Source organism: Salinivibrio sp. AR640 (assembly GCF_001995405.1).
Lineage (GTDB): Bacteria > Pseudomonadota > Gammaproteobacteria > Enterobacterales > Vibrionaceae > Salinivibrio > Salinivibrio costicola.
Map to the genome: position 1 here is coordinate 26,431 of NZ_MUFD01000002.1, position 13,294 is coordinate 39,724.

12 protein-coding genes are annotated in these 13,294 nt (G+C 48.2%); 5 read left to right on the top strand and 7 right to left on the bottom strand.

Going from position 1 to position 13,294, the window contains the following annotated elements:
- Positions 1-269: 269 nt before the first annotated feature.
- The 3 genes from BZG75_RS01690 (at position 270) to nagK (ending at position 2,428) form a co-directional block, all read left to right on the top strand.
- Complete coding sequence (locus tag BZG75_RS01690) at positions 270-614, top strand: DUF3802 family protein (RefSeq protein WP_021023245.1); 345 nt, start codon at positions 270-272, stop codon at positions 612-614.
- Positions 615-644: 30 nt separating this feature from the next.
- The gene (locus BZG75_RS01695) at positions 645-1,418 is read left to right on the top strand and encodes a tRNA-uridine aminocarboxypropyltransferase (protein WP_242413567.1); all 774 of its coding nucleotides are present in this window, start codon (positions 645-647) and stop codon (positions 1,416-1,418) included.
- A 107-nt stretch (positions 1,419-1,525) separates the two neighbouring features.
- Positions 1,526-2,428: an N-acetylglucosamine kinase gene (nagK, locus tag BZG75_RS01700; RefSeq protein ID WP_077575981.1), complete on the top strand. Its 903-nt coding sequence runs from the start codon at positions 1,526-1,528 to the stop codon at positions 2,426-2,428.
- A gap of 76 nt (positions 2,429-2,504) precedes the next feature.
- On the opposite strand, the gene BZG75_RS01705 is transcribed toward nagK, so the two are convergent.
- The 4 genes from BZG75_RS01705 to BZG75_RS01720 all read right to left on the bottom strand — a co-directional run bounded on the left by BZG75_RS01705 (position 2,505) and on the right by BZG75_RS01720 (position 7,798).
- Entirely contained in the window at positions 2,505-3,584 is a 1,080-nt protein-coding gene (locus BZG75_RS01705) for a ketoacyl-ACP synthase III (RefSeq protein WP_077575982.1), read from the bottom strand.
- 121 nt (positions 3,585-3,705) lie between these two features.
- The gene (locus BZG75_RS01710) at positions 3,706-5,076 is read right to left on the bottom strand and encodes an SLC13 family permease (RefSeq protein ID WP_021023242.1); all 1,371 of its coding nucleotides are present in this window, start codon (positions 5,074-5,076) and stop codon (positions 3,706-3,708) included.
- 250 nt (positions 5,077-5,326) lie between these two features.
- Positions 5,327-5,992, bottom strand: a complete 666-nt coding sequence (locus BZG75_RS01715) for a SanA/YdcF family protein (RefSeq protein ID WP_021023241.1) — start codon at positions 5,990-5,992, stop codon at positions 5,327-5,329.
- Between the two features lie 114 nt (positions 5,993-6,106).
- On the bottom strand, positions 6,107-7,798 hold the full coding sequence (locus tag BZG75_RS01720; protein WP_077575983.1) for an NAD-dependent malic enzyme: 1,692 nt from the start codon (positions 7,796-7,798) through the stop codon (positions 6,107-6,109).
- Positions 7,799-8,171: 373 nt separating this feature from the next.
- Here BZG75_RS01720 and BZG75_RS01725 point away from each other — a divergent pair, with 373 nt between their 5' ends.
- Positions 8,172-8,909 carry a substrate-binding periplasmic protein gene (locus BZG75_RS01725; protein WP_021023239.1) on the top strand — a complete coding sequence of 246 codons (738 nt, stop codon included), beginning with the start codon at positions 8,172-8,174 and terminating at the stop codon, positions 8,907-8,909.
- Between the two features lie 71 nt (positions 8,910-8,980).
- On the opposite strand, the gene BZG75_RS01730 is transcribed toward BZG75_RS01725, so the two are convergent.
- The 3 genes from BZG75_RS01730 to BZG75_RS01740 all read right to left on the bottom strand — a co-directional run bounded on the left by BZG75_RS01730 (position 8,981) and on the right by BZG75_RS01740 (position 12,271).
- Positions 8,981-9,463, bottom strand: coding sequence for a YajQ family cyclic di-GMP-binding protein (locus BZG75_RS01730; protein ID WP_077575984.1), 483 nt, complete (start codon positions 9,461-9,463; stop codon positions 8,981-8,983).
- A gap of 53 nt (positions 9,464-9,516) precedes the next feature.
- On the bottom strand, positions 9,517-10,572 hold the full coding sequence (locus BZG75_RS01735) for a 3-deoxy-7-phosphoheptulonate synthase (RefSeq protein WP_077575985.1): 1,056 nt from the start codon (positions 10,570-10,572) through the stop codon (positions 9,517-9,519).
- Between the two features lie 229 nt (positions 10,573-10,801).
- Positions 10,802-12,271, bottom strand: coding sequence for a protein adenylyltransferase SelO (locus BZG75_RS01740; RefSeq protein ID WP_077575986.1), 1,470 nt, complete (start codon positions 12,269-12,271; stop codon positions 10,802-10,804).
- A gap of 158 nt (positions 12,272-12,429) precedes the next feature.
- Here BZG75_RS01740 and BZG75_RS01745 point away from each other — a divergent pair, with 158 nt between their 5' ends.
- Entirely contained in the window at positions 12,430-13,269 is an 840-nt protein-coding gene (locus tag BZG75_RS01745; RefSeq protein WP_077460567.1) for a CvfB family protein, read from the top strand.
- The last annotated feature ends 25 nt before the right edge of the window (positions 13,270-13,294 follow it).

A 13,294-nucleotide genomic window follows, 5' to 3' on the forward strand; every position in this document is an offset into this window, starting at 1 on the left:
TTCACAGTTTTGCCACTGTATGTACACGAGCAATAAGCCAGTACGTGTTATTGCGCATGCTATCTTATACTATAAGGCGTGTGGAATCGTATGTAAGGTGCATCGAATAGTACAAGATGCATCGAATCGTATAAGGTGCATGGAAACAGTATAAAGCACGTGATGTGCTGTGAAGCGTGACTCGCTTTCTAATTTCGTCCTCTGGGGGCGCACATCGCGGATGTTCGCGATACAATAGCGATATATGAACAGTCTAAGGACAAGTAACCATGGTAGTAGATTCAGACGGGTATCAGGCACTGATCGAGCACTTTGCGTTCAATCTCACCGTCTTTGAGCAACCCGGTGAAGCCATTGGCGATGAAACCATTGCAGATATCGTGCACGATCTCGTCGCCTCTAACATCATGACCATTTGTGAGCAGAATCCTGGGCTCTCATCCGCGTTAAGGTTTACCATACTCCGTGAAGCCGATCGTGTGGTTGAAGATATGGAAGAAGTCTTAGCCGGGCGATGGGAGCAACCTGTCACGGCGGAGCAAGTGGGCTTTTTAGAAGAGTATGTGGCGCTAGTCAAAAATTTATTTGATGGCGCCATGGTTGAATTTCGTTAGTACTCAGCCACTAATAACCTAGATACTTTGATGTCAAAAATAGCGATGTCAAAAATAGAGCAGAATCACGCGATTCAGCGCCTTTATAAAGCACGCCTCTCGCGTGCTACCCGCCCTTATCTAGCCCGTGGTGCCGGGGTTGATCGTTGTCAGCAGTGCATGCTGGTTCGTCATTATTGTATCTGCGCCCACCGAACGGCTCACAAGACACACGCCGCTTTTATGCTGCTGATGTATGACGATGAGATATTGAAGCCAAGCAATACCGGCCGGCTGATTGCTGACTGTATCGCCGATACCTATGCGTTTATTTGGTCACGAACAGAGCCGGACCCTGAGATGTTAGCGCTTCTGTCCCATCCCGATTATCAACCTTTTGTGGTTTTCCCGTCTCAATACACGACGCCTGAGCGTGTCGTGAGTGCCCCGACTGTGGGCGTGTCAGGTAAACGTCCGCTGTTGATTATTATCGATGGAACCTGGCGAGAAGCGAAAAAGATTTTCAGAAAGAGCCCTTGGCTTGATCGTTTTCCGGTTTTAAGTATTCAACCTCAGGCATTATCACGCTATCAAGTGCGTGATGCTCACGGCGAGAATCAGCTTGCAACAGCAGAAGTGGCTGCAGAGGCACTGATCGCAAATCAAGAGCAAATGGCAGCCGCATATTTGAATCAATGGTTTGATGTATTTAGCGAGCGCTATATGGCAGGTAAACGACAAAAGGCGTTGCCAGAGCGAGACGCGTTGTCCCTGCTTCTTCATCGCCAGGATCAATGTGATACACACGAAAATGCCGATGGCTAACGTTTGGTTAAAAAACTACGAAACTTGGCCAGAATCACGGACTTGAGGCTATTTTTGGTGGATAATCTGGTTATATAACGACAAACAAACACGAAGGTGACTTAGCCATGTATTACGGCTTTGATGTGGGCGGCACAAAAATTGAGTTCGGCGCGTTTGACAAACAACTTAATCGTATTGCGACCGAACGTCATCCAACCCCCACGCAGGATTATGCGGCGTTGGTTGAAACCATCGTCCAATTGGTAGAAAAACACGATGTTAAATGGGGAGGGCAGGGAACCATTGGTATTGGTATTCCTGGCTCACAAGCAGAAGATGGAACGGTTCTAACCGTTAATGTGCCTGCAGCCAATGGACAATCGTTACGTGCAGATTTAGAAGCACGCCTTGGTAGAGAAGTCCGTATCAGTAATGATGCTAATTGTTTCGCGTTATCGGAAGCCTGGGATGAGCAAGCGCAGTCGGCGAAAACAGTCTTGGGTTTAATCCTTGGCACTGGCTTTGGTGGTGGTTTAGTCATTAACGGTAAGGTGATCAATGGTAAAAACCAGATGGCTGGCGAGGTTGGTCACATGCGGATGCCGATTGATGCTTGGTTGCGTCTTGGTGATCACCCACCGATGTTTGATTGTGGATGTGGCAACAAAGGATGCTTAGATAATTACCTATCAGGGCGCGGATTCGAACAATTGTATGGCCACTTTTATCAGCCTCTATCAGCGATTGAGATTATCGAAAACTACCGAGCGGGTGAATCCGATGCAGTGGCATTTGTAGCGTGCTTTTTTGATGTGTTGGCAATGTCTTTAGGCGGTATTTTAACTGCGTTCGATCCTGACATGGTTGTGCTTGGCGGCGGCTTATCTAATTTTGATGAGCTTTATGACGCCATTTCCGAGCGCTTACCTCAGCATTTACTGTCAGCGGCAAATGCGCCTGATATAGTTAAAGCACAGCATGGCGATGCGGGTGGAGTGCGTGGCGCGGCATTCTTGCATTTAACCTAATGCCTCAATGAAACCCTGCTAAGAAAAAGCCGACATCTTGATTGTCGGCTTTTTGGCTCTTAGCTTTCTCGCGTTACTACTTATTCGACTTTTGACAGTGATTAATTGCGTCGTCTAATAGCTCGAGTGCCGTTTTATCGGTGGGTGGTAGGTCTGCATTTGATTGCGCGATAGGTGTGGTTCGCTCACTCCAGCGAATCAGTCCTGCGCCCCAGGTAAGCCCAGCGCCAAATGCCGCGGTGAGCAATTGACTGTGCGGCTTGACGACGCCTTGTTCTACCGCTTCGCACAAGGCGATAGGAATTGTTGCGGCAGACGTATTACCGTAATGCTGGATATTGATAAATGCTTTATCCAGTTCAATACCGGCATGCTCACACAAGGTTTCAATAATCCGTTTATTCGCCTGATGAGGAACAACAAGATCGATGTCGTCGGCGTTAAGTTGATTGCGGGCAAGCACTTGATTTGCCGCAGAGCCCATACCTTTCACCGCGCGTTTAAAAATATCGCGACCGATAAAGTCAAACGAAAAATGCCCATTGTCGGGATCAAAACGATCCATAGCGGTGCCAAATGCCGGGATGGCTAATACGTCTCTTCCTGCTGAATCACATCCGAGTTGCGCATCCAACAAGCCTACTTCTTGATCGCTTTTGCTCACCACGACTGCCCCCGCTCCGTCACCGAATAACACGGCGGTATCGCGTTTGCTCCAATCCAAGTACCAAGTAAGGTGTTCTGCACCAATAATCAGTGCGTGCTGGTAATGGCCAGCTTGCAACATTTTGGTAGCCGTTTCTAATCCATAAAGGAATCCAGTACAGGCGGCATTCATATCGAAAGCGGCTGCATGTAGGGCGCCAATATTTCCTTGAACCTTTGAAGCGATGTTAGGAATTAAGGTATCTGGCGAGCATGTCGCGACAATCAATAAGTCTAACTGGCTCGCGTCGATACCTGCAGCCGCCAGGGCTCGATGGGCAGCAACGGTTGCTAAGTCCGAGGTTTCTACATGACTCACTCGACGCGCCTCAATGCCAGTGCGCGAGCGGATCCATTCATCATTGGTTTCTAAGATGGTGCTGAGGTCATCATTACTCAACACAGCAGGCGGGAGACATTTACCCCAGCCAGTAATTTCTGCAAATGCCATAGTCGTTTACGGGTTATTAAGCGTTGCGCTAGTGTAAACCTGAAACTCAATTGAAACAATTTTGATAGACGAGAAGACGCGAAAAACACTACCTGGCGCAAATGCCAGGTAGTGAGCGAGATTACCAGAATAAACGGGTAAAAATGGCAAGAACCACAATACAAACAAGGTTTAAGTACATGCCAACCCGCATCATATCACGTTGTTCAATATGCCCAGATCCAAACACAATGGCGTTAGGAGGGGTGGCAACGGGAAGCATAAAGGCACAGGATGCTGCAATGGCAATTAACGCCGATAGTGCCACGGGGGACACGCCTAAGGCTTCTGCAATGGTCGCGAAGACGGGAACTAACAGTGCGGCGCTGGCGGTGTTACTGGCAAACTCTGTGAGGAATATAACAAACGCGACGACACCAAGCATGGTAAAGAACAACCCGGAGCCGGTCAGCGCGCTACTGAGGTGATTCGCCAAGAATACACTGGTGCCTGTTTCTTTGAGTACGTTGCTTAAGCAAATACCGCCACCGAACAATAATAGAACGCCCCAATCTGCGGTTTTTTCCACTTCCTTCCACTTTACCACTCGGGCAGCACCCAGTAGTACGATCGCAGACAGCGCGACGATCGAGTCAAATTTACTGAGACCACCGAGCATGGCATTTAAGGGTTTACTGAAGATCCACGCCGACACCGTAAGCGCAAAGATAGCAATGGTGATTAAACGTGGCGTGGTCCACTCAAAACCGCGTTTGTCGGCATCAAAGCTGTAGTTAAGATTCGGTTTGGTTAAAAAATACAACACAACAACAGCCACTGGCAGTAGGATAAGCGTGACAGGCAGTCCAAGCTTCATCCAGTCTGCGAAACTCAACCCAGCTTCTGCAGCGGCGATGGCATTTGGTGGGCTACCGACAATGGTCGCGATGCCACCGATACTGGCACAGTAAGCAATCCCCAACAGAACGAAAACATAGGTGCCATGATCTTTTTGATTATTCACCTTATGTAAGATACCGAGTACCAAAGGAAGCATCATTGCTGTCGTGGCTGTATTACTGATCCACATCGATAGACCGGCGGTGACACCAAAGAGCATCATGACTGCCACTGACATTTTTCCTTGGGCGATGGTTAATACTTTATTGGCAATCGCTTGATCGAGCCCTTGAGCTTGCAATGCCGCCGCTAATGCAAACCCACCTAGAAACAGAAAGATAATAGGATTAGCAAAGTTTGACAACGCCGCCGGTGTTTCAAACACACCGAGACCCACTGCCATGATCGGCACCAATATCGCTGTCATGCTGACATGGATGGCTTCGGTGAGCCAAAGCACGGCGATAAAGACCAGTAAGCTGAGGCCAGTTGTTACGTCGGCGGCAAAAGGTAAGCTGTGATATAAAACGAAAAACAACGCAATATCAGCCAATAAAATCCAGGCTTTTCGATCGAGCTTCCAGGAGTGTAAATAAAGGGATTGCAGGTTCATAGGGCGTCCTTTTACAAACGTTATCAGGTATTGTACTCATTTATAATATTTGTGTGATTCGCTTGATAACGGGGATTTATAAGCAAAAACAAGCCATAACAGATTACCAAGCGATGGCTAATATACGCTTTATTGGTCAGGGTGTTAATCGATTGCAGGCAGGTTTTTAAACAAATGATTAAAACAATGTAAAAATTGTGATTCGGGCAGCATCGATGGCAGAACGCTTGGTCATAACGTCAGAAGGGAGTTATCGGTTTGAGAGGCCATCTATCGGTGCTTTAGGTCCGGTAAATTTTGGTTTCACATTGAGAATAAAACTGTCTAGTACCGCTTTAGTGCGTGCCAGTATTTCTCTGGCGCGGATCTTGGTACCGGCCCAGCCTCTGGGGCTTGGTACCGCGTAACAGATGGCATCAATATCGTTTACATCCGCAAGAAACAGCGCACGTTCACAATGAAATTGCTGCGTGATGACGGTAAAACGAGCAAGACTAAAAACCGTCTTGGCGCGAACAACGGAATCGAGTGTCCGAAAGCCGGCATAGTCAAGATGGATCGCCTCTTCCGCGATGCCCCTCTCGCGTAAATCTCGTTTCATCGTCCAGGGTTCGTTATACGACCGATGAGCGTTGTCGCCGCTAAGAAGCAGGTGGTCAATCTTTCCTGCATGATAAAGCGCCTCAGCCGCTTCAATGCGATAGGTGTAATAAGGATTTGAGGTTTTGCCGATATATTTACTGGTGCCGAGTACGAGCCCCACTTGTCTTTTGGGCAAGACATCGACATCTTTATAGACACGCCCTTTGGCGTTAAGCGTGATTGCGATATCGCTAGCCGCCATGAGAATAACAGTAAGGGCTGTGAGTATAGCCGATGTGATTATCGCCTGACGAACGAGGCGCCGGAGAGCCATGGTGCGTTGTATCCCTTTTTTGACGGACAGCACTCGATAATAGCGGGTGCGGCAAGTAGATGGAATGGTAGCAAAAAAAGCGCCTGAGTAGGCGCTTTTTCTGTCAGTCTTTGGTTAAAATGAGGTGCGTTTGTAAGCGCGGTATTCAGGTGACCAAAAACTCTCCTCGATGCGCTTTTTCAGTGCCTCATCAGAGAGCTCGGCGGCGACGCCTTCAATAATCGCTTCTTTAGCCACCTCAAACGCAATGCGTTTTGATACTTGGGTAATATCCTCCAACGGTGGGAGCAGGGCGCCGATCCCTCGCTTCGCCAGAGGAGAGCATTCGGATAGTGCTCGCGATGAGGCCATTAGCATGCCATCGGTAACACGAGAAGCCCCGACGGCTAATACGCCAAGCCCGATGCCTGGAAAAATATAGCTGTTGTTACACTGTGCGATGGGGAAGGTTTTGCCATTATCTAAACGGACGGGCTCAAATGGACTTCCTGTGGCAACTAGCGCTTGACCATCGGTCCAACGCAAAATATCAAATGGCGTCGCCTCGACCCGGCTCGTGGGGTTAGATAAAGGAAAAATAATAGGGCGTGGACAGGTGGCATGCATTTGTTTAATGACATCTTCAGTGAATAACCCTGGTGCCCCCGATACGCCGACGAGCACGGTGGGTTTCGCGTTTCGAACCACGTCTAATAGTGAGATGTTGCTATCTTCTAGCTGCCACTCCGCTAGTGCCTCGCTTTTTTGTACCAGCTTTTGTTGGAAGTCGAGCAAGTTTGGCATTGCATCGACTAATAGACCCCAGCGATCGACCATATACACGCGTGAGCGAGCTTGTGCATCTGAAATGCCCTCCGCGACCATTTGTGCAATGATAGCTTCTGCAATACCACAACCGGCAGAGCCCGCGCCTAAAAAGGTGATCCGCTGTTCAGACAACTTGGTGCCAGCCGCTTTACACGCGGAAATTAATGAGCCCACGGTGACTGCTGCCGTCCCTTGGATATCATCATTAAAGCAGCACACCTTGTCTTTATAGCGTTCTAGGATTGGCATGGCATTTTTTTGCGCGAAATCTTCAAATTGGATCAATGCTTCAGGCCAGCGGCGCTGTACTGCTTGGATGAACTCTTCAATAAATGCATCGTACTCTTGGCCGCTAATCCGAGTGTGGCGCCATCCCATATACATGGGATCGGAGAGCCGTTGTGGGTTATTAGTTCCTACATCCAGAACAATGGGAAGCGTATAAGCCGGACTGATCCCACCGCACGCGGTATAGAGCGATAGCTTTCCGATAGGGATGCCCATGCCACCGATCCCTTGGTCGCCTAATCCCAGAATCCGTTCTCCATCGGTGACCACTATCACTTTGACATTGTGACGAGACGCATTGTTTAAAACATCATCAATACGATCGCGGTTTGGATAAGAAATAAATAACCCGCGTCCGCGGCGATAAATATTGGAAAAGTTCTCACACGCCGCCCCAACCGTGGGGGTATAGATGATAGGCATCATTTCGGTGATGTGGTTCGATACCAGTCGGTAAAACAGCGTTTCGTTGGTATCTTGAATATTTCTAAGATAGATATGCTTATCGATATCGTTTTCGAAGCGTTGGTATTGCTGATAGGCGCGCTCGGTTTGTTCTTCAATGCTTTCTATCGCGTCTGGCAATAATCCTTCAAGGTTAAAGAACTTACGCTCTTCAACACTGAATGCGCTGCCTTTGTTTAATAGTGGCGTTTCTAGCAGAGCTGGCCCCGCGTAGGGGATATAAAGAGGACGTTTTTGATTATTCATGAATGATCAGACTCGATGGTTCTTTTCGTTGGGTCGATGACGAATGTTGGGCGTTATCATGTGCCTTCGTGGCGTTTTTATGTCCTTTGCCGAACGCTTTTTGTGCGTTAGGTAGCGATAGCCCCAGGCGATTTGCAATAAAGGGTAAAGTTTAGGCATGAATGGTGACCTAATTCAACTTTTTTACCTCAATGTGCGGTGTGGGTATTAGCAAAGTTGCGCAAGAGAAGAGCGAGGGGTCTACACTTTGCCTGTAGGCCACAACGCAGTGCGGTTTAAACTTGCTACTCGGTGACCGACAGCAATTGATTGAAAGCTAATAATAAAGATGTTGGCTGTACACATTTAATGGAAGGTAAAAAGAGGTAGTCCAATGAAGTCACTTATTGCCGCCAGCTTGCTGGTTTTTTCGACCACGACTCTCGCTGCTAATTTAAGCGATTTAGATTATATTACAGAGGTGTATCCCCCGTTCAATTATGAAGAGCGTGGTGAGTTAAAAGGGATTGCCGTTGATTTTCTAGAGGCTGCGACTAAGGCGGCGGGTGAGCCAATTAGCCGTGATCAAGTGAAATTGCAACCGTGGGCTCGTGGTTATGCGACCGCGTTGTCTGAACCCAATACGGTCCTTTTTTCAACCACACGCACCGCAGAGCGTGAAGATAAGTTTAAATGGGTTGGGCCCATTACCGATACCAAAGTGGTGGTTTGGGCGCCAAAAAGCAAAGAGATAACAATCAATAACGCGAGTGACTTTGCTGACTACAAAGTTGGCGTGGTACGAGATGATGTGGGTCAACACCTATTAGAAACGATGGGCGTTGGCAAGAAATCAATTCGTTTATCCCCGAAACCGGACTTGTTGGCAAAACAATTAGCCGCTGGGCGGATAGATATGTGGGCTTATGAAGAAAATGTGAGTGCGTATATCATGAGCCAGAGTAATATCGATACCAGCCAGTTTGAGGTGGTGCATGTGTTAAATGAATCACAGCTTTATTACAGTCTAAGTAACAATACACCAGACAGCTATGTTGAAAAACTGCAAGCAGGCGTTGACCAGGCGATCATGGACGGCACGCTCGATGAGATAAAAAATAACTACAAGTAGCGCGGGGCATCACAAAGAATAAAAACGGGCGCTTCAGGCGCCCGCTTTTAGATAGTTCGAGGCTTAAACCGTTAGTCGCGGAAGTTCTCAAACTGAAAAGGTTGCTCAAAATCACTGTCTTTGATCAATTGAATTACAGCCTGTAAATCGTCGCGTTTCTTAGCGGTAACACGGACTTGCTCACCTTGAATTTGCGTCTGGACCTTCATCTTGGCATCTTTGATCGCTTTGGTGATCTTTTTCGCCACTGGCGTCTCAATGCCATTTTTGAACTTCACCTGCTGTGAAAAGCTCTTACCGGAATGGACCATTTCCTGAATATCCATCGCGCGTGCATCAACGCCACGCTTGGCCAAATTGTTGCGAAGCATATCCATCATTTGATTCACTTGAAAATCAGCCTCAGCAATCACTTTTACCGCTTCTTTATCCAAGTCAAAATTGGCTTCCACACCACGAAAATCAAACCGTGTTGCCAGTTCACGATTGGCATTATCAACGGCATTTTTGAGTTCCACTTTGTCAATTTCAGACACAATATCAAATGAAGGCATAGTCTCATCCTAGTTGGGGGCATGCTCTGGACATGCCCATGTTCAATCAATGGTTATGTATTTTTTCGCGCCATGACAGCGTTGGCAAGTTGAGCCAAAACCTTTTCGGTATCTTCCCAGCCGAGACAAGGATCGGTAATCGACTGACCATAGGTGCGTGAATCGGCACTCCCCATTGCTTGATTACCTTCTTGTAAAAAACTCTCAGCCATAATGCCAGCGATCGCTTGCTCGCCACCATGGATTTGCGCGGCAATGTCTGCACACACCTCTAATTGACGACGGTGCTGCTTTTGGCAATTACCATGGCTAAAATCAACCACAAGCTTGGTAGGTAAGCCAAAACCTGCCAGCGTGTTCGCGGCTGCCTGTACATCATGCGCGTGATAATTCGGCTGGTGTCCGCCGCGCAAAATAACATGGCCGTCAGGGTTGCCGGCAGTGCGATAGATTGTCATGGCGCCATGTTTGTCCGGCGAGCAGAACAAATGCGATTCACGGCTCGCACGAATCGCGTCGACGGCAATAGTAATATTACCGTCGGTGCCATTTTTAAACCCAACAGGGCTTGAGAGCGCTGACGCCATCTCGCGATGAATTTGGGATTCAGTAGTTCGAGCGCCGATCGCGCCCCAGCTAATTAGGTCAGCAATATACTGACCGGTAATCATATCGAGAAACTCGGTCGCCGTCGGTAAACCCATTTTATTGATATCGAGCAGTAACTCACGCGCGGTGAATAGCCCCGCACGAATGTCGCCGCTACCGTCGAGGTGGGGATCGTTGATCAAGCCTTTCCAACCGACAACGGTGCGCGGCTTTTCAAAATAGGTGCGCATCACCACCAATAATTGATCTGTGTATTGATCGGCTAGGGTTTTGAGCTTTGCTGCGTAATCACGGGCCGCGGTTGGATCGTGAATCGAGCAAGGGCCGACGATCACGAGTAGTCTAGGGTCTCGGCCATTGAGAATATCGCTAATCGCACGTCGTGCGGTGGTTATGTGGTGAGCAACACTGTCAGTAACGGGGTGGGCAGCTTCCACCTCTGCAGGCGTAGGCATGGTATCGACCACACGGGTTCGAAGCTCGTCGGTTTTCAGTGGCATAGAGGACAGCCTTCCTCACATTTTTATCTGTTGCGAAGCCAGTAAGATAGCAAAAAAAGCGGCCTGTGAAAGCATCAATGTGATATCTGTTGGATTTTTTCTTCCAGAGCGGCAAGGTGTCACGCCTACCAACAGGTTACGCGTGACGATGATTGACGGATTGAATGAAGGTTATTATGTTACCCTGTCACTCAATCCCATGATCAATCTGTGTGTTTAATACTCAGCACTAGGATGAACAACTCAAGGTGAGATCTTTGTCTTCTTCCGCGGGCCGTTGTGCGAGATAGGCCAATGCCGGATGTGCATCAAAGGGAGCGGCTAATACAGTGATAAGATCGTGCGTAGGTTGCATGTTACCTTGTTCTGCGGCATCAATGGCTTGCTGAGCCAGAGAGTTACGCAAAATAAATCCAGGGTTTGTTGCTCGCATACGGTTTAGTCGTTCAAGCGAATCAAGATGATGGATACGTTGATGGTAATCGCTTAGCCATTCACTCAAGCTGTCGGTATCGGCAATCATGTCTGAAAACTGACTGAGGCTTTGTGCGGTGAGTAGGGCATCGTTTTCAATCTCGCTGAGCCGGCGAAAGAAAAGGGTATAATCGACACCTTCGCTCTCAAGCAATGAAAAGAGCGCATTAAATAAATGGCTATCACCCTGCTGTGCGTCCGATAAGCCCAATTTATCACGCATTGCTTTGCTATATGCCACTTGCAAATGATGTTCATAGCCGCCAAGAATGTCGTTGATCACCGCGCTGTCTAGCAATGGCGTGAATGCGTAACCCAATGCGGAGAGGTTCCAAAGTCCAATGGCGGGTTGTTGGTTGAAGGCGTAGCGTCCGGTGTGATCCGTGTGATTGCAAATATTGCTGGGATTGAAATCATCTAAAAATGCGTAGGGGCCATAGTCAAAGGTTTGGCCCAGGATCGACATATTGTCGGTATTCATCACGCCATGGTTAAAACCAACGGCTTGCCATTGAGCGATCATTCCAGCGGTGCGCTCGACAATTTCTTGCAGCAATGCCGCATACGGTTGCTCGGCTTTGGCAAGTTCAGGGAAATGACGCGCAATCACATAGTCGGCCAGTGTACGCAGCGCGTCATGTTGTTGGCTAAAAAATAAATACTCAAAATGACCAAAACGGACATGGCTTTCTGTCACCCGCAATAACGTTGCTGCGGTTTCCATTCGCTCACGCATGACGGGCGTGTCGCTCGTGGCCATGGCGAGGGCGTGCGTGGTTGGGATGCCAAGTCCGCGCATTGCTGCACTGGCTAAGTATTCACGGAGCGTTGATCGTAACACGGCCCGACCATCACCATGGCGACTATAAGGTGTTTTACCGGCCCCTTTTAGATGCCAATCCCACAGTGTGCCGCTGTTATCACGCCACTCGCCCAGTAATACGCCACGCCCATCACCGAGCGCGGGATTGTATTGACCAAACTGGTGCCCCGTGTATTTCATGGCAAAAGGCGTGCGGCCGGCCAAGGGTTGCTCTGCCGATAATAACGCGCGAAAGGTATCGCTTTTGATGTCTGCATCGGTTAAGCCGAGTTTTTCCGCCAAGGTGGCGTCAAAGGTTAAAATTCGCCCGTTATATAGCGGCGTTGGTGTAACGGACTTACCGAATGCGCTGCCCAACTGGCTAAAACTAAACCGAATGTGTTCGCCATTAAATACTGCCATGTTTCCCCCTTATTTGCTTTAGCCAGCCTAACAGGGTTACGACGACTAACAAGAGACAGAAAGTAAGGGTATTTTTTCTGCGACGCGTCGGATCAACAACGCATCTTACGTGCAAATTGCGTATACTTGGGGGCATTATTTTTTATCGTGTTGAGACAATGATTAAACTAGGCCAATTTAATACGCTTACTGTGGTCAAACAGGTAGACTTTGGGGTGTTTCTGGATGGAGATGACTACGGCAATATTCTCCTCCCCAAGCGTTATGTACCGCAGAATACTCAGCTTGGCGACGACCTTGATGTGTTTATTTATTTCGATTCTGAAGATGACATCATAGCGACCACCGAAACGCCTTATGTGCAAGTGGGTGAGTTTGCATCCTTGCGTTGTGTTGGGGTGAACTCAGTGGGCGCGTTTGTTGACTGGGGGCTGACTAAAGACTTGCTGGTGCCATTTAGTGAGCAACGCACGCGTATGGAAGAGGGCAAACCGTATGTTGTGCGCGTTTATACTGACAATGCATCAGGGCGCATTGTGGCGAGTCGTAAATTTAACAAGTTTATTAGCGACGCACAGCCCAAAATGCAACAGGGAGATAAAGTCACGGTACTGATCACGGATAACACCGATCTGGGCTATAAGTGTGTGGTCGACAATCAACACTGGGGACTGATTTATCGCGCTGAAGCGTTTGGTAAGTTGTTTATTGGCAAAAAACTCAGCGCCTACGTCAAACATGTACGCGACGATGGCAAAATGGATTTATCGCTACAAAAACCAGGTAAAGCCCGGGTCGATGAGTTAGGCGATAAAATCTTACGTACGCTGGAAAACAAAGACGGCTTCTTACCGCTGAATGATAAAAGTTCGCCTGATGCTATTTTTGCTTTGTTTCGTACGAGCAAGGCAACCTTTAAAAAGACACTGGGTGGCTTGTATAAGCAGCGACAAATCCGGATCGAACACGATGGCATTTACTTAACTAAGTTCGATTAACATGACAAAAAAATGCCCGGTACGT